Genomic DNA, 21,114 nt, shown 5'->3' on the forward strand with positions numbered 1-21,114 from the left:
GCCGCGCAGGCGCAAGGCGCCGCTACGCCGCCGCAAGCGCCACCGGCGCAGCCCGGCCCCGCATCCGCCGGCTCGGCGGCTGCGCAAGCGGCGGCTGACGGCGGCCCGCAACCGCCCCTCGCCGGCTCGGAAGGCCGGCCATTGGTATCGCCCCATACCGCCGTACAGTCCGGCTTGCTCCAGTCTCCCGAGCCGGGGAGCGCCGGCGCCGGCAGCCGGGACGCGCTGAAGGGCGCGCTGCTGTCGCTGGCGGCCGCAGACGGCGTCCCGCCGGCGATCCGGGAGACGGCGCAGCAACTTGTCCAGCATATTACCGGCCAGCAGCTGTTATTGTCGCCCGAACGGAACGGGGCGGTGTTTACGCACGCTGTCTTGTTCATCCCGCTGCAGCATCAGGACGGCAGCCAGACGGCCTCGGTCCACGTGCAAACCCGAAGAGGGAGAAGGGGAGAGCTCGATGCCGGGAATTGCCGGCTGCTGTTCGACCTTCGGATGAAGTCGCTCGGGGATACGATCGTCGACGTGCAAATTGTCGAACGGATTGTCAGCCTTACGCTGTGGAACGACCATCCGCTGACGGCGGCGCTGGCGGAAGAAGCGCGGGACGAGCTGGCGTCGGCGCTTGAGCGTTCCGGTTACCAGCTGCTGTCGATGCGGTCGGCTCCGCTTGCCGATTCCTCCTTCGAACGGAAGGAAGACAACGCGCTTTCGGGTCGGACAGGGATTTCGCTGCCGGAATTTGCGTCGAGAAAATATAAAGGGGTGGACTACCGGGTATGAGCGGACAAGCCGGAACAAGCGGCGGAGGGGCGGACAGGCCGCTGCGCAAAGCCGTGGCGCTCAAGTACGATCCGGGCGAGCGGTCGGCTCCGGTCGTCGTCGCGAAAGGCAGCGGCAGGCTGGCCGAGCGAATTATGGAAACGGCTGCAGAGCACGGCGTACCGGTCCAGGAAGACGCCTCGCTCGTGGAGGTGCTTTCGAAGCTGGACATCGAGCAGGAAATTCCGCCGGAGCTGTATACGCTCGTGGCGGAAATATTGAGCTTCGTTTACCGGGCTGACCATAAAGCGAGGGATTGGGAGTGAATAATGAATACGGAAGAATGCCGTCCGCCCTTTCGAGACGCCATGTAACCGGAAGGAAGGGCGAACAAGCCGCGTTGGAGCATTTGGAACGACACGGTTATACGATTATCGGGCGGAATTGGCGATGCCGGTCGGGAGAGCTGGACCTTATCGCGACCGAAGGCGACCGGATCGTCTTCGTCGAGGTGCGAAGCCGCCGCAGCGTCAACCGTTTCGGGACGCCGCTCGAATCGGTCGACGTGCGCAAGCAGCTTCAGGTTCGCGCGACAGCGCAAGTGTTTCTGCGAGCCAGAGGGTTGGAACATTGCAAAATCCGGTTTGACGTCATTGCCGTCATCATCGGGCCGGGCGGGGAAATTGCCGAGCTGAAGCACATCGAAGGCGCATTTTAGCCCCAAGCCATATATGGCGATATCGAGCAAATGGGAAGCGTTTCATCGCACGAACGGGAATCGTTTCGCGATCATAGCCGAAGGAGGCCGCCTGCGACAGGCTGGCCTCCTTCGGCTATCCTTTCAACTTCAACTTTGCAAATCGAGCTTCCGGTATTGAATCGCTTCGGCGATATGCTCGGGGTCGATGGTGTCGCGCTCCTCCACGTCGGCGATCGTGCGCGCCAGTTTCAGCACCCGGTCGTGCGCCCGGAGGCTGATGCCCATCGTGTCGAACGCTTCCCGCAGCAGCAGCGAGCTGTCCTTCGACAGCCGGGCGGTCCTGCGGAGCGCGGCGCCGGACAAGTCGCCGTTCCAGTCGATGCCGGTCATCCGCCGCCGCGCCTCCTGGCGTTCCCTGGCGGCTGCGACCTTCTCCCGCATCATGGCGGTCGTCATTTCGCCGTTCGGCATATCGTACGACGCAGGCCGGGGAACTTCAATCTGCATATCGATCCGGTCAAGCAAAGGACCGGACAGCTTCGCGCGATATCTCGCGATCTGGACCGAGGTGCAGTGGCAGGAGCGGTCGTCCGTGACGCTGTCGTGTCCCCAATAGCCGCAAGGGCACGGATTCATCGACGCGGCAAGCATGAAGGACGACGGAAAGCGAAATACCGCCCGCGCCCGGGCGATCGTCACGAAGCGGTCTTCCAACGGCTGGCGCAGCACTTCCAATGCCTGGCGCGAAAATTCGGGAAGCTCGTCCAGAAACAGCACGCCGCGATGGGCGAGGGTCACTTCGCCCGGCTTCGGTATCGTTCCGCCGCCGATCAGTCCGCCGGTCGATATCGTATGATGGGGCGAGCGGAACGGCCGTTCCCGGATGAGCGACGAAACGCCGGCAGGCAGTTGGCCGGCTGCGCTGTAAATTTTCGTCACCTCAAGCGCTTCCTGCTCGGTCAAATCGGGCAATATGCCGGGCAGCCGGCGGACCAGCATCGTTTTGCCCGTGCCGGGCGGTCCTGACAGCAGAATGTTGTGCCGGCCGGCGGCGGCGATCAGGAGCGCGCGCTTCGCGATCGGCTGGCCGATGACGTCGCCGTAATCGCCGCAGCCGCCCGCTTCGCCCCCTCGCGCGACGGGGCTGTAGCGTTCGCCTCCCCGGGAACCCCTGCGCAAGCGAGGTCGGCCGCCCGCCGCAGCGGCGCCCAATCCCGGGGACGGCCCGGCGCGCCAAGCTCGTCGAGATGGGTCAGCGCGAAGCGTTCCATCCCGCCGATCAGCGCCGCTTCGGCGACGTTGGCGGCGGGCAGCATAACGCGGCCGATCCCGGCCCGCCGGGCCTGTTCGACCATCGCCAGCACACCCGGCACCGGACGAACCGCGCCGTCCAGCGCCAGTTCCCCGATCAGCAGCATGCCGGCGAACAGCTCGCCCGGCAGTTGACCGCTTGCGGCAAGTATGCCGGCCGCGATCGCCAAATCGAAAGCGGTTCCTTCCTTGCGGAGATCGGCCGGCGCTAGGTTGATCGTGACCCGCTCCAGCGGAAAGACGAAGCCGCAGTTGCGCAAAGCGGCCCTTACGCGATCGATCGATTCCCGCACCGCCGGATCCGGCAGCCCCACGATATTCACCTGTGGCAAGCCGCTTGCGATATCGACTTCGACTGCGATCGCTCGGCCATCTACGCCGTGCACGCTCCCGCTTATCATCATGCTGAACATAAAAAAGCACCTCCGAAACAGACGGACGAAGGTGCTTCCTCTCAACCCGCATAAATATTCGAACGACAAATCTTTACATTTATCGTAAAGCGTAGCCGTTCGCCTGTCAAGATCGCGGCGTTTCGTTCGCGCATTCGTTCAAGCCGGTGAAACGGCGGTCCGAAACCGTCCGTGTGCAATTTTGCCCGTGTTGGCTATAATAGAGACGAGCTTTCTCCGCCGCCCTTTCGCCGTTCGGCGCCTTGTCAAGAGGAAGAAGGGCTGCCGTTCGGCGCCTTGTCGGGAGAAAGAAGGATCGCCGATCGGTGTATTTTCAGGGGAAAAAAGGTTCGCCGGCCGCAGCTTTGCCGGAAGGATGAAAGTTTCGCCGGATGAGCGTCCGGACGGTTTCGGCATCAATTTTCTTCCTTCCCATCTCATTTCGAGAACAAACCGATATCAAAAATGCTGTCAATATGTCGAAAAAATGAGGAAAGCGGATCATTTTAGTGGTACAATATTAGATGTTGTGTACATATGACTTGACCAGAGTCTGCGGAATGGAGGATTTCAATGAATATCCACGAGTATCAAGGCAAAGAAGTCCTGAAACAATACGGTGTTACCGTACCGGAAGGCAAGGTGGCGTTCACCGTCGACGAAGCGGTCGAAGCCGCGAAAGCGCTCGGGACGTCCGTCGTCGTCGTGAAAGCGCAAATTCATGCCGGCGGACGCGGCAAGGCGGGCGGCGTCAAGGTTGCCAAAAATTTGGACGAGGTGCGCGAGTATGCGAGCCAGCTGCTCGGCAAGACGCTCGTCACCCATCAGACGGGACCGGAAGGCAAAGAAGTGAAGCGGCTCCTGATCGAGCAGGGCTGTGACATTAAAAAAGAATATTATGTCGGCGTCGTCGTCGACCGTTCGACGGGCCGCGTCGTCATGATGGCATCTGAAGAAGGCGGCACCGAGATCGAGGAAGTGGCGGCCCGCACGCCGGAGAAAATTTTCAAAGAAGTAATCGATCCGGCCGTCGGCCTGCAGCCGTTCCAGGCGAGAAAGCTGGCGTATGCGATCAACATCCCGAACGAGCTCGTAGGCAAAGCGGCTCAATTCATGCTGTCGCTGTATGCCGCGTTTGTGGACAAGGACTGCTCCATTGCGGAAATCAACCCGCTCGTCGTGACCGGAGACGGCAACGTGATGGCGCTCGACGCGAAGCTGAATTTCGATTCCAACGCGCTGTATCGCCATAAGGATATTGTGGCCCTGCGCGATCTGGACGAAGAGGACGAGAAGGAAATCCAGGCGTCGAAGTACGACCTGAGCTATATCGCACTTGACGGCAATATCGGCTGCATGGTCAACGGCGCCGGTCTCGCGATGGCGACGATGGATATTATCAAATATTACGGCGGCGACCCTGCGAACTTCCTGGATGTCGGGGGCGGCGCGACGAAAGAGAAAGTGACCGAGGCGTTCAAAATCATTCTGTCCGACGAAAACGTCAAAGGGATTTTCGTCAACATTTTCGGCGGCATTATGCGCTGCGATGTCATTGCCGAAGGCGTCATCGCCGCAGCCAAGGAAGTCGGCCTGGACCGCCCGCTCGTCGTGCGGCTGGAAGGTACGAACGTCGATCTCGGCAAGAAAATGCTGAACGAATCGGGTCTGAACATTGTAGCCGCCGATTCCATGGCGGATGGCGCACAAAAAATCGTCGCGCTCGTGAAATAAACGAAATCATTTACGGGGATGTGGGCTATCGATGAGCATTTTGGTCAATAAAGATACAAAAGTGATCACGCAGGGCATTACGGGGAAAACGGCCCTGTTCCATGCGAAGGGCGCGCTGGATTACGGCACGAAAATGGTCGGAGGGACATCCCCCGGCAAAGGCGGGACGAAAGTGGATATCACGCTCGAGAACGGAACGACCGCATCGCTGCCGGTCTTCAATACGGTGGCGGAAGCTGTTGCTGCGACCGGCGCGACCGCTTCGGTCATTTATGTTCCGCCGGCAGGAGCCGCCGATGCGATCATGGAAGCGGTCGATGCGGAGCTCGAGCTTGTCATCTGTATCACAGAAGGTATTCCGGTACTGGACATGGTCAAGGTGAAACGGTTTATGGAAGGCCGCAAGACGCGTCTGATCGGGCCGAACTGCCCGGGCGTCATTACGCCTGACGAGTGCAAAATCGGCATCATGCCGGGATACATCCATACGAAAGGCCACGTCGGGGTCGTTTCCCGCAGCGGAACGTTGACGTACGAAGCGGTCCATCAGCTGACGACGCGGGGCATCGGCCAATCCTCCGCGGTCGGCATCGGCGGCGACCCGGTCAAAGGCTCCGAGTTTATCGACATTTTGCGCATGTTCAACGATGACCCGGATACATATGCGGTCATCATGATCGGCGAAATCGGCGGCACGGCGGAGGAAGAGGCGGCCGAATGGATCAAAGCGAACATGAAGAAGCCGGTCGTCGGCTTCATCGGCGGCGTCACGGCGCCTCCGGGCAAACGGATGGGCCATGCGGGCGCCATCATCTCCGGCGGCAAAGGAACGGCGGCCGAGAAAATCGCTACGCTGGAAGCCTGCGGCATCAAGGTGGCGCCGACGCCTGCCGAGATGGGGGCGACGCTCGTCAGCGTGCTGGAGGAGCGCGGCCTGCTGGAACGCTGCATTACCCGCAAGGCGTAAACGGCGGTTTAAGGCCAATCGCATAGCATATCGGATGAAGGTAAGCAACCTTCTCGTCTCCGAACGGAGAATGAGAAGGTTGCTTTTTGTTATATTCATACAAGGAAAATGGGGCTTTTGCTTGCATTCTGTTTGCGGGTAACGCAAAATAGTAAAGGATGCGCTGGCCCCGTTACGAACGGGAGGATTCTGACATGATGAATCAATCGGTGCAATCCCGGGTGCTTGTCACCCTTCACGAAACGCCGGGCATCGGGTGGAGAACGATCCGCAAGGCGGCGGATGCCGGCGATTGGAGCGCCTACCCCGGCTATCGTCCGGATGAGTGGATGGCGATCGGCTTCTCCAGCGATCAGGCGCGCGCGGCGGCGGAAGCGTTCGGGAGCGGGGCGGTCGGGCGCACGGACGAAACATGCCGTCGTCTCGGCATTCGGCGCATCACGCGCTTCGACGGCGAATACCCGCGGCTGCTGCGCGAAATTCCGCAGCCTCCCTGGGTGCTGTACGCGATCGGCGATACGGCGCTGCTTCGCCGCCCGGCGATCGCCGTCGTCGGCACGCGCGTGCCGACCGTCTACGGCCGCCACACGGCGGCGCGGCTTGCCGGAGAGCTCGCCGCGATCGGGCTGACGGTCGTCAGCGGGATGGCCAAAGGAATCGACAGCCTGGCCCACGAGGCCGCGCTCGCCGCGCGCGGCGGAACGATCGCGGTGCTGGGGACGCCGGTCGACACCGTCTATCCGAAACAGAATGCCGCCTTATACCGCCGTATCGCCGAGCAGGGGTTGCTTCTGTCCGAGTACCCGCCCGGCACGCCGACGCATCCGGGTTTGTTCCCGCAGCGCAACCGGATTATCGCCGGGCTTTCGGCCGGCACGCTCGTCGTCGAGGCGGCGAAGAACAGCGGCTCGCTCATTACGGCCGATATGGCGCTCGATATGGGACGCGGCATTTATGCGGTGCCGGGACCCGTTCATTCTCCGAAGAGCGAAGGAACGAACGGCCTCATCCGCGACGGACGGGCGCTGCTCGTCGGCAACGCTTCCGACATTGTCGTGGACTGCGCCGTGCTCATCGCTGCATATGATGATGATGAGCAGCCATTGATCCGTACGCGCCGGACAGCGGAGACGAAGCCGGACCGGCCGTCGTCCCGGGACGGCCGTTTGGCCGACGGGGAGCGGCATGTGCTCCGGCTGTTGCGCGAAAAGGCGCGCTCCGCCAACGAGCTTCATGCGTTAACCGGCTATCCGTTTGGACTTTTGCACGCGATTCTGATAAATTTAACTGTAAAACATAAAATTCAACTGCAACCGGGTTCCCTATACACATCGCTTTGTCATAGCGGCAGCAGAGAGGAGGACGCTTAGTGGCTGATTCACTTGTCATCGTCGAATCTCCGGCGAAAGCCAAGACGATAGGCAAATATCTGGGCAGCAAATATATCGTGAAAGCCTCCATGGGACATATTCGCGATTTGCCGAAGAGCCAGATCGGCGTCGAGATCGAGAACGATTTCCAGCCGAAATATATAACGATCCGCGGCAAAGGCAGCGTCCTGAAGGAACTGAAGGATGCAAGAAAAAAGTCAAGCGCGTCTATCTCGCGGCCGACCCCGACCGCGAGGGCGAAGCGATCGCCTGGCATCTGGCCCATTACCTGGAGCTGGAGGAAGGCGAAAACTGCCGCGTCGTGTTTAACGAAATTACGAAGCAGGCGGTCAAGGACGCATTCAAGCAGCCGCGCAAAATCAATATGGATCTGGTGAACGCGCAGCAGGCGCGGCGCATACTGGACCGGCTGGTCGGCTACAAGATCAGCCCGCTTCTGTGGAAGAAAGTGAAGAAGGGGCTGTCCGCCGGCCGCGTACAATCCGTTACCGTCAAGCTCATTATCGATCGCGAGAACGAGATCGATGCTTTCGTGCCGGTCGAATATTGGTCGATCACGGCGTCGATGAAGCTCGGCGACGCCGCTTTCGAGGCCAAATTTTACGCCATCGGCGGCGAGAAACGGGAGCTCGGCAACGAGCAGGACGTTCAGGAAGTGCTGCGGGCGCTGGAAGGGCGTCCGTTCGTCGTAACGGATGTGAAGGAGAAGGAACGTCTGCGCCATCCCGCGCCGCCTTTCATCACAAGCTCGCTGCAGCAGGAAGCGGCGCGCAAACTCGGCTTCCGGACGTCGAAGACGATGTCGGTGGCGCAGCAGCTGTACGAAGGCGTCGATTTGGGCAAGGAAGGCTCTGTCGGTCTCATTACATATATGAGGACCGACTCCACCCGCATTTCTCCCGTTGCGCAGGAAGAAGCGCGCGCCTATATCGGAGAAAAATACGGCGCCGCATATGTGCCGGAACAGCCGAGGGTCTATACGAAGAAAAACGCGAATACCCAGGATGCCCATGAGGCGATCCGCCCGACCTCCGTCCTGCGCGAACCGGAAACGGTAAAGGAATATATGACCCGCGACCAGTTCAGGCTGTACAAATTGATCTGGGAACGGTTCGTGGCAAGCCAGATGTCTTCCGCCGTGCTCGACACGATGACCGTCGATCTGACGGCCGGCGACGTTACGTTCCGCGCGGTCGGCTCCAAAATCAAATTCCACGGTTTCATGAAAGTATACGTGGAGGGCAACGACGACGGAACGGAGGAAGACGACAAGTTTCTGCCCCCGCTCAAGCAAGGCGACGAAGTGGCCGTCAGCTCGATCGAGCCGAAGCAGCATTTTACGCAGCCGCCGCCGCGCTATACCGAGGCGCGCCTGATCCGAACGCTCGAGGAGCTCGGCATCGGTCGGCCGGGCACCTATTCGCCGACGCTGGAGACGATCCAGAAGCGGGGGTATGTGGCGCTCGAGGACAAGAAATTCGTCCCGACCGAGCTCGGGGAGCTCGTCATTCAGCTTATGGAACAATTTTTCCGGAAATTCTCGACGTGGAATTTACCGCCCATATGGAAGACGATCTCGACCATATCGAAGAAGGCAAGGTCGATTGGGTCAAAGTGCTTTCTTCCTTCTACAAGTCGTTCGAGAAGCGGCTGGAAGTGGCCGAGGACGAGATGAAGGAAGTCGAAATCCAGGACGAGGTTTCGGATGAAGTATGCGACAAGTGCGGCCGCCCGATGGTTTACAAGATGGGACGCTTCGGGAAATTTCTGGCTTGTTCCGGATTTCCGGACTGCCGCAACACGAAACCGATCGTCAAGGAAATCGGCGTCGCCTGTCCGCAATGCCATGAAGGCCGCGTCATCGAGCGCCGCAGCAAGAAAGGGCGCATCTTCTACGGATGCGACCGTTATCCGGCATGCGAATACGTCTCATGGGACAAACCGGCGGGCAAGCCGTGTCCGACATGCGAAACGATGCTTGTCGAGAAGCGCAACCGCAGCGGAACCCGGCTGCAATGCCCGCAGTGCGGCTATACGGAAGAACTGCCCGATAGCGAGCAGGCGTAAAGCCGTTCCGGAAGCCGGACGGCCAGCAAGAAAGGACGGGGAATCAATTGTCACAACAGGAACGCGTGACGGTCGTCGGCGCAGGGCTTGCAGGAAGCGAAGCGGCCTGGCAAATCGCCGCGCAGGGCGTGCCCGTCACGCTGTACGAGATGCGTCCGGCCACACGGACGCCCGCGCATCATACGTCGCATTTTGCGGAGCTCGTTTGCAGCAACAGTTTGCGGGCGAACGGGCTGACCAACGCCGTCGGCGTGCTGAAGGAAGAAATGCGCAGGCTCGGCTCGCTCATTATGGCGAGCGCTGACCGCCATGCCGTGCCGGCAGGCGGCGCCCTTGCCGTCGACCGCGAAGGCTTCTCCGGCGAAGTGACGAGCCGGCTGCGCGAGCATCCGCTTGTCGAGGTCCGTACGGAGGAAGTGAAAGACATTCCCGAGGACGGCATCGTTGTCATCGCCACGGGACCGCTAACGGCTCCCAAGCTGTCCGATCGTATCCGCGAGCTGCTCGGAGAAGAATATTTTTATTTTTACGATGCGGCCGCGCCGATCGTGGAGAAAGACTCCATCGATATGAGCAAGGTATATCTGGCCTCGCGATACGACAAGGGAGAAGCCGCATATTTGAATTGCCCGATGACGGAAGAGGAGTTCGACCGTTTCTACGAAGCGCTCGTGTCGGCCGAGACGGCGCAGCTGAAGGAATTCGAGAAGGAAATTTATTTCGAAGGCTGCATGCCGATCGAAGTGATGGCTTCGCGGGGCAGGCAGACGCTGCTGTTCGGCCCGCTCAAGCCGGTCGGACTCGTCAATCCGCATACGGGCAAGCTTCCGTTCGCTGTCGTTCAGCTGCGCCAGGACAACGCCGCCGGAACGCTGTACAATATGGTCGGCTTTCAAACGCATCTGAAGTGGGGCGAGCAGAAGCGCGTATTTTCGCTCATTCCGGGGCTGGAAAATGCCGAGTTTGTCCGTTACGGCGTTATGCACCGCAATACGTTCATCAATTCGCCGCGTTTGCTCAAGCCGACATACCAGACATTGCAACGCGACACGCTGTTTTTCGCCGGCCAGATGACCGGCGTCGAAGGTTACGTCGAATCGGCGGCCTCGGGGTTGATCGCCGGCTTCAACGCCGGGCGGCTGGCCCGAGGCCTTGCGCCCGTGACGCTGCCGCAAGATACGGCGCTTGGCAGCATGGCGCATTATATCACGACGGCTGACTTCCGGCATTTTCAGCCGATGAACGCCAATTTCGGGCTGTTTCCGCCGCTCGGGCGAAAAATTCGCAACAAGAAAGAGAAGAACGAAGCGATCGCCGAACGCGCGCTTGCACAGCTGGAATCGTTCAAGCGGCAATATTGGGAACAGGAGGCGTAGGCTATGGATATGCAATTCCATGCGACGACGATTTGCGCTGTCCGTCACGACGGGAAAGGCGCCATCGCGGGAGACGGCCAGGTGACCTTCGGCAACAGCATGGTGATGAAACATCAGGCCAAGAAGGTGAGAAGGCTGTACCGCGGCCAGGTCGTCGCCGGATTCGCCGGTTCGGTGGCGGATGCGATTACGCTGTTCGAGAAGTTCGAAAGCAAGCTGGAGGAGCATCACGGCCATTTGCAGCGGGCGGCGGTCGAGCTGGCGAAGGAATGGCGCTCCGATCGGGTGCTGCGCAGGCTGGAAGCGATGATGCTCGTCATGGATGCGTCGGGACTGCTGCTGATCTCCGGAAACGGCGAAATTATCGAGCCCGACGACGGCATATTGGCCATCGGTTCCGGCGGCAGCTTCGCCTTGGCGGCAGCCCGGGCGCTGAAGCGCCACGCTCCGCAATTGAGCGCCAGGGAGATGGCGCAGACGGCGCTCGAAGTCGCGTCCGACATATGCGTTTATACGAACCGCAACATTGTCGTGGAGGAGATCGGTTAATTGCAGTGTTCCGATGAAAGTGAACGTCGCGAAAGGGGTGCCCTATGGGAAAAGAAGCATTGACGCCAAGGCAAATCGTTGCCGAGCTGGATAAATATATCGTTGGACAGAAACAGGCGAAGCGCTCGGTCGCGATCGCTCTCCGCAACCGGTATCGCCGTAGCCGGCTTGATGAGGCCATTCGTGACGAAATCGTTCCGAAGAACATTTTGATGATCGGTCCGACCGGCGTCGGCAAGACGGAGATCGCCCGTCGTCTGGCGAAGCTGGTGAATGCTCCGTTCGTCAAGGTCGAAGCGACCAAATTTACCGAAGTGGGCTATGTCGGCCGCGACGTCGAATCGATGGTGCGCGATTTGGTGGAAACGGCGATCCGGATGGTCAAGTCGGAGCGGACGGAGCAAGTGCGCGACAAGGCGGAGCATTTGGCGAACGAAAGAATCGTATCGCTGCTTGTCCCTTCGCCGAACAAGTCGAAAGGGCAGAAAAATCCGTTCGAGATGCTGTTCGGCGGCAACCAGCCGGCCAAGGAAGAGACGGAGGCCGAAGTGGACCCGGGCATCGCCGAGCGCCGCAAACAGGTGAAAGAGCGTCTCGATGCCGGGCTGCTGGAGAATGAACTGATCGAAATCGAAGTGGAAGACAACGCGCCCAGCATGCTCGATATGCTTTCCGGCCAAGGAATGGAAGGCATGGGCATCAATATGCAGGAGATGTTCGGGCAATTGCTGCCGAAACGAACGAAGAAACGCAAGCTGCCGATCCGCGAAGCCCGGAAAGTGCTCGTTCAGGAAGAAGCGAACAAGTTGATCGATATGGACGATGTCATCGCCGAATCCGTGACGAGAGCGGAACAATCGGGTATTATATTCATTGATGAAATCGACAAGATCGCCAGCCCGTCGCGCGGCTCCGGACCGGATGTGTCCCGCGAAGGGGTGCAGCGCGATATTTTGCCGATCGTGGAAGGCTCGACCGTCATGACGAAATACGGGCCGGTCAAAACCGACTATATTTTGTTCGTGGCGGCCGGCGCGTTCCATATCGCCAAGCCGTCGGACCTGATCCCCGAGCTTCAGGGACGGTTTCCGATCCGGGTGGAGCTGACCACGCTCAGTCTGGACGATTTCGTCAGCATTTTGAAGGAGCCGAAGAACGCCTTGACGAAACAATATTCCGCATTGCTCGAGACGGAAGGGATCAAGGTCGATTTTTCGGACGCCGCGATATACGAGCTGGCATCCATTGCCGCGGAAGTCAACCGCAATACGGAAAATATCGGTGCGCGCCGTCTCCATACCATTTTGGAGAAGCTGCTTGAAGATTTGTCCTTCGAAGCACCGGATATTACATTGGATCAAATTACGATTACACCGGAATATGTACGGGAGAAATTGGCTTCGATTGCGCAGAATCGGGATTTGAGCCAATATATCTTGTAGTGGGTAAGTGTTTTGGGAGGCCACAGGCATGACGTTATTGACTAAAACAAGAACGCTGAACCGGCTGCTGCAGCGCGCGGCCGGAAAGGCGCTCAATTTCAAAGAGATGGCGGAAGTGTTGAGTTCGACCATTCAATCGAATGTGTTCGTCGTCAGCCGCAAGGGAAAAATTTTGGGCTGCGCGGCTTATGCCGCCTACGACCACGATCTGCTCAAATCGATGTCCGGCGAACTGCGGTTTCCGACGGACAGCAACCGGCGGTTTCTGCTTATGAACGAACCGGTAACGAACGTCGCCCCCGACGCCGGCATCATGGAGACATTCCCTTCCTTGTCCGGCCATGAAATGATGACGGTCGTTCCGATCACCGGCGGAGGCGATCGCCTCGGAACGCTCGTACTTACGCGCCAGTCGGGACCGTTCGGAGATGATGATCTGGTGCTTGCCGAATACGGTTCGACCATCGTCGGGATGGAGATTTTGCGCGAGCGGGCCGAAGAGGTGGAGATGGAGGCGCGCAGCCGGGCGGTCGTAGCTGTCGCCATCGGATCTTTATCATTCAGCGAAATGGAAGCGGTCGAACATATATTTGACGAATTGGATGGGAAGGAAGGACTCCTTGTGGCTTCCAAAATTGCCGACCGTGTCGGCATTACCCGTTCGGTTATCGTTAATGCGCTTCGCAAGCTGGAAAGCGCCGGCGTGATCGAGACCCGGTCGCTCGGCATGAAAGGCACATACATCCGCATCCTTAATCCCCAACTGCTTCAAGAGTTGGAAAAAAACAAAAACTAAATTGGGACTATTTAACTATAAGAGCCCTATCTTTGCAAAAAGATAGGGCTTTTTTCTTATTGTAATAAAATACTAAATTGAGGAAGATTATGATGTCGGCAAATATCGACATTCTGTTCTCATTTTTTAATGTTAATCTGTCGAAGAAAGAAGGAATGCGAAAGAAATTGTGGAATTTTAATTTCAGCATGAGAGAAAGTGGGGAATAGTGCGTGAATTTGTTGAATGGTGCCGAATTTCGACGTCTGGAAACCGCCATTTTGGCTGCCGGGCAGCGGCAACAGGTAATATCTAACAATTTAGCAAATGTTGACACGCCTCATTTCAAACGCTCCGACGTTCTCTTTGAGGAACTATTGGAGGAAGTCATAAAGGAGGGGGCGAACCCGATTGTGGGTAGAAGGACCGAATCCCGCCACCTTCCGATTGGGCATGATGTCGCAGTACCGCAGCCTCTCATCGTCACCGATGAAACTTCTGTCATGAACAACAATTTGAACAATGTCGATATGGACCGCGAAGCTTCGTTAATGGCGAAAAACCAACTCTTGTACAACGCCTACGTGCAGCAGGTCAATCATGAGATCCGGATGCTGCGCGTCGGAATCGACGGGAGGGTATAATCGTGAAGCTGAACAACGGATTTGATGCGAGCGCTTCGGCTCTGACCGCCCAACGGTTGCGGATGGATGTGATCGCTTCGAATATCGCGAACGCGGAGACGACAAGAGCCGCTTATGTCGACGGCCGGTTCGTGCCATACAAACGCAAAATGGTTGTCATGGAGCCGATGAAGCCGAGCTTCTCGGATATGCTGAACAGGGAGCTGAACGGCGGCGCGGCGGGCGGCGTGAAAGCGACGCGCATCGTCGAGGACCAGTCGCCGCTGCGGCCGGTCTATAATCCGACTCATCCCGACGCCGACGAGAACGGCTACGTCATGATGCCGAATGTCGACATTATGAAAGAAATGGTGGACATGATCTCGGCAACGCGTTCTTATGAGGCTAACGTCACGGCTTTGAACGCGTCGAAGGCGATGTTCATGAAAGCTTTGGAGATCGGCAAATAGTGAATCGTAAGGAGGATCGTTTATGATTGAACCGATGGCGCTAGGCCCAGTCCGGCATTCGCTTGAAACGGGAGGGGCGGCGATCAGAAAAGAACCGACGCCTGCCGACGTATCCCGATCGTTCGGGGAAATGCTGAAAAATGCGATCGACGGCGTCAGTGAGCTGGAACAAAGCGTACATACCATGAACGACAAGTTTTTATTAGGGGAAGTCGACATATCTCAAGTCGCGATAACGGCGGAAAGGGCGCTGCTCAGCCTCCAGCTGACCTCACAAATCCGCAACAAGGCCGTCGAGGCCTACCAGGAAATCATGCGGATGCAGATCTAATTGCACTATTCGACATGGCAAAGTATCTGTGTGAGGTGACGATGTGAAAGAGAAGCTAGCCCACTACCGCGAAAAGCTCCGGCAAGTTTGGGGCCAGATGGGCAAAAAACAGAAACTGTGGCTCGGAGCGACGGCCGGCGTGTTATTGTTGTCGGTCGTAATGCTGACCTTTATCTTTTCGAAAACGGAGTACGAAGTCGCGTTTCAAAATCTGGATGCGACCGATGCGGCCGCCATTATGAATTATTTGGACAGCAACGGCATTTCTTATCAGCTGTCGCCGAACGGAGACAGCATCTCCGTACCGAGCGCGGTGGCGTCCCGCGTTAAAGTGGATGTCGCGTCGCAAGGCCTGGTCCAGAACGGCACGATCGGATTCGAGGCTTTCAATACCGGCGCTTCCCAGTTCGGGATGACGGACAACGAGTTCAACGTCAAATACCGCAATGCGCTGAACGGCGAGATCGAACGGCTGCTGAACGGGATGCAGGGCGTGCAAAGCTCGAACGTGCTCGTCAATTTGCCCGAAGAGTCGGTATTTATGGTTCCGGAGGATCAGGAACGGGCTTCAGCCTCGATTCGCATCAATTTCAAGACCGGCTACCGTCCGTCTCAGGAAGAAGTGGACGGCTATTTCAATCTGGTCCGGACGGCCGTGCCGAAGCTGGCCATCGAAGACATTACGATCTCCAGTCCGGCAGGCGAGCTGCTTCCTTCGGAGAAGCTGACCGGGACAGGCGGAGCGGTCGGAACGGTCGACAAGCAGTTCGAAATTCAGCGCAAATACGAAACGGATCTGAAGCGCAACATTCAGCAGTTCCTCGGCCGGATCGTCGGGGCGGACAACGTCGTCGTCAGCGTGGCGAGCAGCCTCAATTTCGACCGGAGAAGCACGGAAGAAAACCTTGTGCGGCCGCTCGAAAACAACGACAACAACGGCATCATTATCAGCGAGCAGGAAACTTCGCGGTCGGTCACCGGACAGAGCGGTGCGGGAACGGGCGGCGTCGTCGGCACGGGCGAAACCGATATTCCCGGCTACCAGGCGACGGAAGGCGCGGGAACGAGTTCTTCCGAAGAAACGAGCCGGACGACCAATTACGAAGTGAGCCGGGTCCACAACAAAATCGAGTCCGCTCCGTTCGTCGTCAAAGATTTGGCGATCAGCGTCGGCATTAAAGCGTCGTCGCTCAGCGAGGAGCAGCTGAATCAGGTGCAGACGTCCATCGTCAATCTGGTTCGGGGCCAGCTCGTCGATTCCGGCCAGGACGTCACGAACGACGAACTGATGGCGAAGAAAGTGACGCTGATTGCCCAGGAATTCGCGGCAGAAGAAGGAGAGCAAGGCGAAGCGGGCTTGTCTCTGGCATGGTGGGTCGGCATCGGGGCGGCGGCGCTTGCGCTTGTCGGCGGAGCGGCCTACGTTATCGCGCGCAGACGGAAGCAGCAGGAGGAAACGGAGGAGCTTCCGATTCCGACGAAAGTGGAATACCCGACTCTCGATCTCGAAAACGTCGGAGGCGAGAATCAGGCGCGCAAAATCTCGAGTCGCTTGCCAAGCGCAAGCCGGATGAATTTGTCAACCTGCTTCGCACCTGGCTTGCGGATGAATGAAGGAGGAGCTTATGGCAAAAGCGATGCATGGATTGACCGGACGCCAGAAAGCGGCCATTCTCCTGATCACATTGGGGCCGGAAGTATCCGCCCAAATTTTCAAGCACCTGCGCGAAGAAGAGATCGAACAGTTGACGCTGGAGATTGCCAATGTCCGCAAGGTGGACAGCGCGGAACGGGAACAAATATTGGACGAGTTTCATCAGATATGCCTCGCCCAGGAATATATTACGCAGGGCGGGATTGCGTACGCCAAAGACATTCTGGAGAAGGCGCTCGGCGAGCAGAAGGCGACCGAGGTCATCAACAGGCTGACGGCGACGCTGCAGGTTCGCCCGTTCGATTTTGCACGAAAGGCGGAACCGACGCAAATTTTGAATTTCATCCAGAACGAGAACACCCAGACGATCGCGCTCATTTTATCGTATTTGCAGCCGGAGCAGGCTTCGCAAATTCTGTCTTCGCTTCCGCAGGACAAGCAGGCGGAAGTGGCGCGGCGAATCGCACTGATGGACAGCACGTCGCCCGAAGTGATTTCGCAGGTCGAGCGGGTGCTCGAACAGAAATTGTCCGCGACCGTTACGCAGGATTATACGACCGCGGGAGGCGTCGACTCGATCGTGCAAATTTTGAACGGCGTCGATCGGGGGACGGAGCGCACGATACTGGACGCGCTGGAAATACAGGACCCCGAGCTGGCCGAAGAAATCAAGAAGCGGATGTTCGTCTTCGAAGATATCGTCAACATCGACAATCGTTCGATTCAGCGTATTATCCGCGACGTCGAAAATGCGGATCTTCAGCTTGCGCTTAAAGTGGCAAGCGAAGAGGTGCGCGACGCCATCTTCCGGAATATGTCCAAGCGGATGGCGGAGACGTTCAAGGAAGAGATGGAATATATGGGCCCCGTCCGGCTGCGTGACGTCGAAGAAGCGCAAACGCGCATCGTAGCGACGATCCGCAGGCTCGAGGAAGCAGGCGAAATTATAATCGCCCGCGGCGGAGGAGATGACATCATTGTCTAACCTGATCAAATCGTCGCATGTCGTGCCGGCGGGAGACCGCAGAGAGATTGCGGCGCCGATCCGGTATACGCCCCCTGCCGATACCGCGCAGCCTCCGGCGAATCCGGCAATCGCCGAGCCGGACGAAGAGACGGTTTCGCTTCGCGACCAGCTGCTGGCCGACGCGCAGGCGTTCGCCGAGGAGCGTATCCGGGATGCCGCGGCGCAGGCGGAACAGATGCTCGAAGAAGCGAAGGCGCGCATCGAGCAGTGGTGGAGCGAAAGAAGGGCCGAAGACGAGCGCATCATCGAGGAGGCGCGCGCCGCCGCTACCGACCGCGGCTATGCCGAAGGCAAGGCGCTCAGCGAGAACGAGCTAAGGGAGCAGCGGGAACAGGCGATCGCCTCGGCGCGGGAATTGCTCGAAACGGCCTACCGGATTCGCGACCAGATCATTCAGGAGGCTGAACCGTTTCTGGTCGATTTGAGCTGCGCCATCGCCGAAAAAATTATTGACAGGCAGCTGACTATCGAACCCGAATGGAGCCTCGACCTGATTCGCAAATCGCTTTCGCGCCGCCGCGAACAAGGCGTCATTACACTATGCGTCGCTCCGGAACGGCTCGCGTTCGTGCAGGCGGCCCGCGAGGAATTGACGCTTGCGATCGATTCGCAGGCCGAGCTGCAAATATTGCCCGACGCCAGCGTCGGCGACAAAGGCTGTGTCATCCGATCCGCATTCGGCAGCATCGACGCCCGCATCGATACGCAGTTGGCGGAAATCAAGCGGGAGCTGATCCATCTCGCGCTGCAGCACGACGAGCGGGAGGACGACCATGAACATCGTTAGGCCGGAGGCGGGCAAGTATATCGAACATTTGCGCACGCTGGACCCCGTCCGTGTCAACGGCAAAGTAACGCAAGTGATCGGGTTGACGGTCGAATCGGAAGGACCGGATGCCAGCGTCGGCGACGTATGCTACATCTATCCGACGAAATCGGCCAAGCCGCTTATGGCGGAAGTGGTCGGCTTCCGGGACAATAAAGTGATTCTCATGCCGCTTGGCGAGCTTTCCGCGATCGGTCCCGGGTGCGACGTCGTCGGAACCGGAAAACCGTTGACCGTGCAGGTCGGCTCCGAGCTGCTCGGCAAAGTGCTCGACGGCTTGGGCAAGCCGCTCGACGGCTCCATCCTTCCAAGCCGGATGCCGCATTACCCGACAGACAACAAGCCCGGCAATCCGTTGATGCGTCCGCGCGTCACGGAGCCGATCGGAATCGGCGTCCGCGCGATCGACGGCCTGCTCACGGTCGGACGCGGGCAGCGGGTCGGCATTTTTGCCGGCTCCGGCGTCGGCAAGAGCACGCTGCTCGGCATGATCGCGCGCAACACATCGGCCGACGTCAACGTCATCGCGCTCATCGGCGAACGGGGGCGCGAGGTGCTCGAATTTATCGAGAAGGATCTTGGCCCCGAAGGGCTGTCCCGCTCGGTCGTCGTCGTCGCCACGAGCGACCAGCCGGCGCTTGTCCGGATGAAGGGCGCGCTGATCGCCACGACGATCGCCGAATATTTTCGCGACCGGGGACTTGACGTCATGCTGATGATGGACTCGGTCACCCGCTACGCGATGGCGCTGCGGGAAGTCGGACTCGCCATCGGGGAGCCGCCGGCGACCCGCGGCTATACGCCATCGGTGTTCGCCAATCTGCCGAAGCTGCTGGAACGCGCCGGCACGGGGCCGACCGGTTCCATTACCGCTTTCTACACCGTGCTGGTGGACGGCGACGATATGAACGAGCCGATCGCGGATGCCGTGCGCGGCATTCTCGACGGACATATCGTGCTGTCGCGAAGCCTGGCGAACAAGGGACATTTTCCGGCGATCGATATTTTAAGCTCGGTCAGCCGGGTGATGAAAGACATCGTCTCCGAAGAGCAGCAGGAAGCCGCCCGTGAATTGAAAAGACTGCTTGCTGTTTATAGAGATTCGGAAGATCTGATCCATATTGGGGCGTATCAGCGGGGGTCGAACGAAGAAATTGACAAAGCAATCGAATATTTCGGACAGATCCAAAGCTTCACCCGGCAAAAAACGGACGAAAAAGTGAGTTTCGAAGAAGCGCGCGATCGTTTGATTCGCGACTTTTACAGGAGTTGAACCGGCAGATGAAATTTCACTATCCGTATCAGAAAATCGTCGATCTGAAATCGAGCGAGAAAACCCAGGCCGAGTGGCTGTTGTCGGCCGCGATCGGCAAGCTTCAGGCCGAAGAACTGTCGCTGGAGCAGCTTCTGGAGCAGCGCGCCATCTGGACGCGCCGGATTCAGGAAGCGGCGGAGACGGCGGTGCCGCTTGCCGAGCTCCAGCTGATTCAGACCTATCTCGACGCCCTGGACGCCCGCATATCCCGCAAAACAGCGGAGGTGCGGGAGGCGCGCCAGGCGGTAGACCGGAGCCGGTCGCATCTGACGGACAAAATGAAGGACGAGAAAGTATGGATGAAGGCCAAAGACCGTGCATTCGACCAGTTCCGCAGCGCCGGTCTGAAGCGCGAGCAGAACGAGCTGGACGATATGGCGACCGCCCGTTTCGTCATGGCGGCCCGATGACGCTGGTGACGGGCCGTTGTGCAGGGAAGGGAGGGAACTGACGAATGGAAACGGAGAAACAGGGGTACAGCGCTTTTGAGCGGATCATGTTTTTTTGACGCCGATTCTGTTCACGCTGGTGCTGCTTGGCGTACTGCTGACGCTGTTCAATTTCGATGTCCGCAATAAGCTGCTGGAAATCGGCGGTGCCATCCCTTTGCTCAGCAATGTGCTGCCCGCACCCGAGCCTCGACCGGGCGATACCGGGAAGGAAGCGGAAACGGCCAAGACCGAAAGCCAGGAAGAGAAAGTGAAGCAGCTGCAGGCGATGCTCGACGAGAAAGAAGCGCAGATTGCCCAGCTTGCCGAGGAAAAGCAAAACTGGACGCTTCGATTGCCGAGCTGCAGAAGGAAATTGCGGACATCACGCAGCGGAACGAAGCCGAACGGCTCGAAGAGGAGCAGTATGAGGCGAGAATCAAAGAACTCGCCGCCATGTATGCGGATATGTCGCCGAGCAAAGCGGCCCCGATACTGGAAAGCTTGACGATGGAAGAGCTCGTGCTCGTTCTCGATTCGATGAAGGCCAGCAGCCGGTCGAAAATTATGGAGAAGCTGACCCCGCAGACGGCGGCGGAAGCGTCCATGAGGCTCAAGGATTTGTTGCCGGTTAAAGACCGGCAGATGGCCGCGCTGCAGGCAAGGGCCAACGCGACCGGTACTGCCGGGCAGAAAGCCGGTTCCGTGTTGCTGGAAGACGGGCAGCTGCAGGCGACGTTCTCTTCCATGGACCCGAAGCAGGCGGGGGCGTTGCTGCTCAAAATGTCGGAAGTCAGTCCGAGCAAAGTGCTGCGCATTTTGAGCGCGCTGGACGATCGGGCGCGTTCGGGCATTTTGGCGGCGATGGCCGAAGCCGACGATGCGGTGACGGCCCAACTCGTATCGAAACTGATGGCGGGGAAATAAAGGCTGCGCCCGGATGAGACATCGACGGCTTCGTTTGCGCCTCGAAAGGA

Annotated in this window: 20 protein-coding genes and 3 pseudogenes; 21 read left to right on the forward strand and 2 right to left on the reverse strand. The window is 58.8% G+C overall.

All coding sequences use genetic code 11. From position 1 onward, the window contains the following. The 3 genes and pseudogenes from PACILC2_RS17325 to PACILC2_RS17335 form a co-directional block, all read left to right on the forward strand. A pseudogene (locus PACILC2_RS17325) lies at positions 1-780 on the forward strand (hypothetical protein); the annotation flags it as partial. Then, positions 777-1,085: an EscU/YscU/HrcU family type III secretion system export apparatus switch protein gene (locus PACILC2_RS17330; RefSeq protein ID WP_062492550.1), complete on the forward strand. Its 309-nt coding sequence runs from the start codon at positions 777-779 to the stop codon at positions 1,083-1,085. The pseudogene PACILC2_RS17325 and the gene PACILC2_RS17330, both read left to right, overlap by 4 nt. After that, the gene (locus PACILC2_RS17335; protein ID WP_307860623.1) at positions 1,082-1,477 is read left to right on the forward strand and encodes a YraN family protein; all 396 of its coding nucleotides are present in this window, start codon (positions 1,082-1,084) and stop codon (positions 1,475-1,477) included. The genes PACILC2_RS17330 and PACILC2_RS17335 overlap by 4 nt, the downstream gene beginning before the upstream one ends. Positions 1,478-1,606: 129 nt before the next feature. Here PACILC2_RS17335 and PACILC2_RS29450 read toward each other — a convergent pair whose 3' ends face one another. After that, entirely contained in the window at positions 1,607-2,551 is a 945-nt protein-coding gene (locus tag PACILC2_RS29450) for a YifB family Mg chelatase-like AAA ATPase (RefSeq protein WP_372447162.1), read from the reverse strand. Next, complete coding sequence (locus tag PACILC2_RS29455) at positions 2,518-3,183, reverse strand: magnesium chelatase domain-containing protein (protein WP_372447161.1); 666 nt, start codon at positions 3,181-3,183, stop codon at positions 2,518-2,520. Before PACILC2_RS29455 ends, PACILC2_RS29450 begins: the two co-directional genes overlap by 34 nt. A gap of 552 nt (positions 3,184-3,735) precedes the next feature. Between PACILC2_RS29455 and sucC the strand changes: the two genes are divergently transcribed. The 18 genes and pseudogenes from sucC to PACILC2_RS27175 all read left to right on the forward strand — a co-directional run bounded on the left by sucC (position 3,736) and on the right by PACILC2_RS27175 (position 21,064). Then, positions 3,736-4,896 (forward strand): ADP-forming succinate--CoA ligase subunit beta, encoded by a 1,161-nt coding sequence (gene sucC / locus PACILC2_RS17345; RefSeq protein ID WP_062492553.1) that lies wholly within the window; start codon positions 3,736-3,738, stop codon positions 4,894-4,896. 31 nt (positions 4,897-4,927) lie between these two features. Then, positions 4,928-5,863, forward strand: a complete 936-nt coding sequence (gene sucD / locus PACILC2_RS17350; protein ID WP_062492554.1) for a succinate--CoA ligase subunit alpha — start codon at positions 4,928-4,930, stop codon at positions 5,861-5,863. Positions 5,864-6,057: 194 nt separating this feature from the next. Beyond that, on the forward strand, positions 6,058-7,233 hold the full coding sequence (gene dprA / locus PACILC2_RS17355) for a DNA-processing protein DprA (RefSeq protein WP_244863595.1): 1,176 nt from the start codon (positions 6,058-6,060) through the stop codon (positions 7,231-7,233). Beyond that, positions 7,233-9,321: pseudogene (gene topA, locus PACILC2_RS17360) on the forward strand (type I DNA topoisomerase). The gene dprA and the pseudogene topA overlap by 1 nt, the downstream one beginning before the upstream one ends. A gap of 47 nt (positions 9,322-9,368) precedes the next feature. Then, positions 9,369-10,697 carry an FADH(2)-oxidizing methylenetetrahydrofolate--tRNA-(uracil(54)-C(5))-methyltransferase TrmFO gene (gene trmFO / locus PACILC2_RS17365; protein ID WP_062492556.1) on the forward strand — a complete coding sequence of 443 codons (1,329 nt, stop codon included), beginning with the start codon at positions 9,369-9,371 and terminating at the stop codon, positions 10,695-10,697. 3 nt (positions 10,698-10,700) lie between these two features. After that, complete coding sequence (gene hslV, locus PACILC2_RS17370) at positions 10,701-11,246, forward strand: ATP-dependent protease subunit HslV (protein WP_062492557.1); 546 nt, start codon at positions 10,701-10,703, stop codon at positions 11,244-11,246. Positions 11,247-11,290: 44 nt separating this feature from the next. Beyond that, entirely contained in the window at positions 11,291-12,688 is a 1,398-nt protein-coding gene (gene hslU / locus PACILC2_RS17375) for an ATP-dependent protease ATPase subunit HslU (protein WP_062492558.1), read from the forward strand. A gap of 28 nt (positions 12,689-12,716) precedes the next feature. Then, positions 12,717-13,484 carry a GTP-sensing pleiotropic transcriptional regulator CodY gene (gene codY, locus PACILC2_RS17380; RefSeq protein WP_062492559.1) on the forward strand — a complete coding sequence of 256 codons (768 nt, stop codon included), beginning with the start codon at positions 12,717-12,719 and terminating at the stop codon, positions 13,482-13,484. A gap of 212 nt (positions 13,485-13,696) precedes the next feature. Beyond that, positions 13,697-14,107, forward strand: coding sequence for a flagellar basal body rod protein FlgB (gene flgB / locus PACILC2_RS17385; protein ID WP_213529765.1), 411 nt, complete (start codon positions 13,697-13,699; stop codon positions 14,105-14,107). Between the two features lie 2 nt (positions 14,108-14,109). Beyond that, positions 14,110-14,556 carry a flagellar basal body rod protein FlgC gene (gene flgC / locus PACILC2_RS17390; RefSeq protein ID WP_062492561.1) on the forward strand — a complete coding sequence of 149 codons (447 nt, stop codon included), beginning with the start codon at positions 14,110-14,112 and terminating at the stop codon, positions 14,554-14,556. A 22-nt stretch (positions 14,557-14,578) separates the two neighbouring features. Continuing rightward, the gene (fliE, locus tag PACILC2_RS17395) at positions 14,579-14,887 is read left to right on the forward strand and encodes a flagellar hook-basal body complex protein FliE (RefSeq protein ID WP_062492562.1); all 309 of its coding nucleotides are present in this window, start codon (positions 14,579-14,581) and stop codon (positions 14,885-14,887) included. 97 nt (positions 14,888-14,984) lie between these two features. Beyond that, positions 14,985-16,055 (forward strand): annotated as a pseudogene (fliF, locus tag PACILC2_RS17400) (flagellar basal-body MS-ring/collar protein FliF); the annotation flags it as partial. A 457-nt stretch (positions 16,056-16,512) separates the two neighbouring features. Further along, on the forward strand, positions 16,513-17,526 hold the full coding sequence (gene fliG / locus PACILC2_RS17405) for a flagellar motor switch protein FliG (protein ID WP_062492564.1): 1,014 nt from the start codon (positions 16,513-16,515) through the stop codon (positions 17,524-17,526). Beyond that, the gene (locus PACILC2_RS17410; protein WP_062492565.1) at positions 17,519-18,355 is read left to right on the forward strand and encodes a FliH/SctL family protein; all 837 of its coding nucleotides are present in this window, start codon (positions 17,519-17,521) and stop codon (positions 18,353-18,355) included. The genes fliG and PACILC2_RS17410 overlap by 8 nt, the downstream gene beginning before the upstream one ends. Then, on the forward strand, positions 18,342-19,667 hold the full coding sequence (fliI, locus tag PACILC2_RS17415) for a flagellar protein export ATPase FliI (RefSeq protein ID WP_145977195.1): 1,326 nt from the start codon (positions 18,342-18,344) through the stop codon (positions 19,665-19,667). The genes PACILC2_RS17410 and fliI overlap by 14 nt, the downstream gene beginning before the upstream one ends. An 8-nt stretch (positions 19,668-19,675) precedes the next feature. Further along, the gene (gene fliJ / locus PACILC2_RS17420) at positions 19,676-20,119 is read left to right on the forward strand and encodes a flagellar export protein FliJ (protein WP_062492566.1); all 444 of its coding nucleotides are present in this window, start codon (positions 19,676-19,678) and stop codon (positions 20,117-20,119) included. A 94-nt stretch (positions 20,120-20,213) separates the two neighbouring features. Next, on the forward strand, positions 20,214-20,645 hold the full coding sequence (locus tag PACILC2_RS27170) for a hypothetical protein (RefSeq protein WP_244863596.1): 432 nt from the start codon (positions 20,214-20,216) through the stop codon (positions 20,643-20,645). Then, on the forward strand, positions 20,594-21,064 hold the full coding sequence (locus PACILC2_RS27175; protein ID WP_244863597.1) for a MotE family protein: 471 nt from the start codon (positions 20,594-20,596) through the stop codon (positions 21,062-21,064). The genes PACILC2_RS27170 and PACILC2_RS27175 overlap by 52 nt, the downstream gene beginning before the upstream one ends. Positions 21,065-21,114 lie beyond the last annotated feature (50 nt).

The sequence above is a fragment of the Paenibacillus cisolokensis genome (assembly GCF_018403665.1).
In the GTDB taxonomy this organism is placed as follows: domain Bacteria; phylum Bacillota; class Bacilli; order Paenibacillales; family Paenibacillaceae; genus Paenibacillus_AH; species Paenibacillus_AH cisolokensis.

Coding starts and splice junctions, on each gene's coding strand:
- hslV (WP_062492557.1), top strand. CDS start 10,701: ATGGATATGCAATTCCATGCGACGACGATTTGCGCTGTCCGTCACGAC.
- PACILC2_RS27175 (WP_244863597.1), top strand. CDS start 20,594: ATGTATGCGGATATGTCGCCGAGCAAAGCGGCCCCGATACTGGAAAGC.
- PACILC2_RS29455 (WP_372447161.1), bottom strand. CDS start 3,183: ATGTTCAGCATGATGATAAGCGGGAGCGTGCACGGCGTAGATGGCCGA.
- fliG (WP_062492564.1), top strand. CDS start 16,513: ATGGCAAAAGCGATGCATGGATTGACCGGACGCCAGAAAGCGGCCATT.
- fliJ (WP_062492566.1), top strand. CDS start 19,676: ATGAAATTTCACTATCCGTATCAGAAAATCGTCGATCTGAAATCGAGC.
- sucD (WP_062492554.1), top strand. CDS start 4,928: ATGAGCATTTTGGTCAATAAAGATACAAAAGTGATCACGCAGGGCATT.
- codY (WP_062492559.1), top strand. CDS start 12,717: ATGACGTTATTGACTAAAACAAGAACGCTGAACCGGCTGCTGCAGCGC.
- sucC (WP_062492553.1), top strand. CDS start 3,736: ATGAATATCCACGAGTATCAAGGCAAAGAAGTCCTGAAACAATACGGT.
- hslU (WP_062492558.1), top strand. CDS start 11,291: ATGGGAAAAGAAGCATTGACGCCAAGGCAAATCGTTGCCGAGCTGGAT.
- PACILC2_RS17330 (WP_062492550.1), top strand. CDS start 777: ATGAGCGGACAAGCCGGAACAAGCGGCGGAGGGGCGGACAGGCCGCTG.
- fliE (WP_062492562.1), top strand. CDS start 14,579: ATGATTGAACCGATGGCGCTAGGCCCAGTCCGGCATTCGCTTGAAACG.
- fliI (WP_145977195.1), top strand. CDS start 18,342: ATGAACATCGTTAGGCCGGAGGCGGGCAAGTATATCGAACATTTGCGC.
- dprA (WP_244863595.1), top strand. CDS start 6,058: ATGATGAATCAATCGGTGCAATCCCGGGTGCTTGTCACCCTTCACGAA.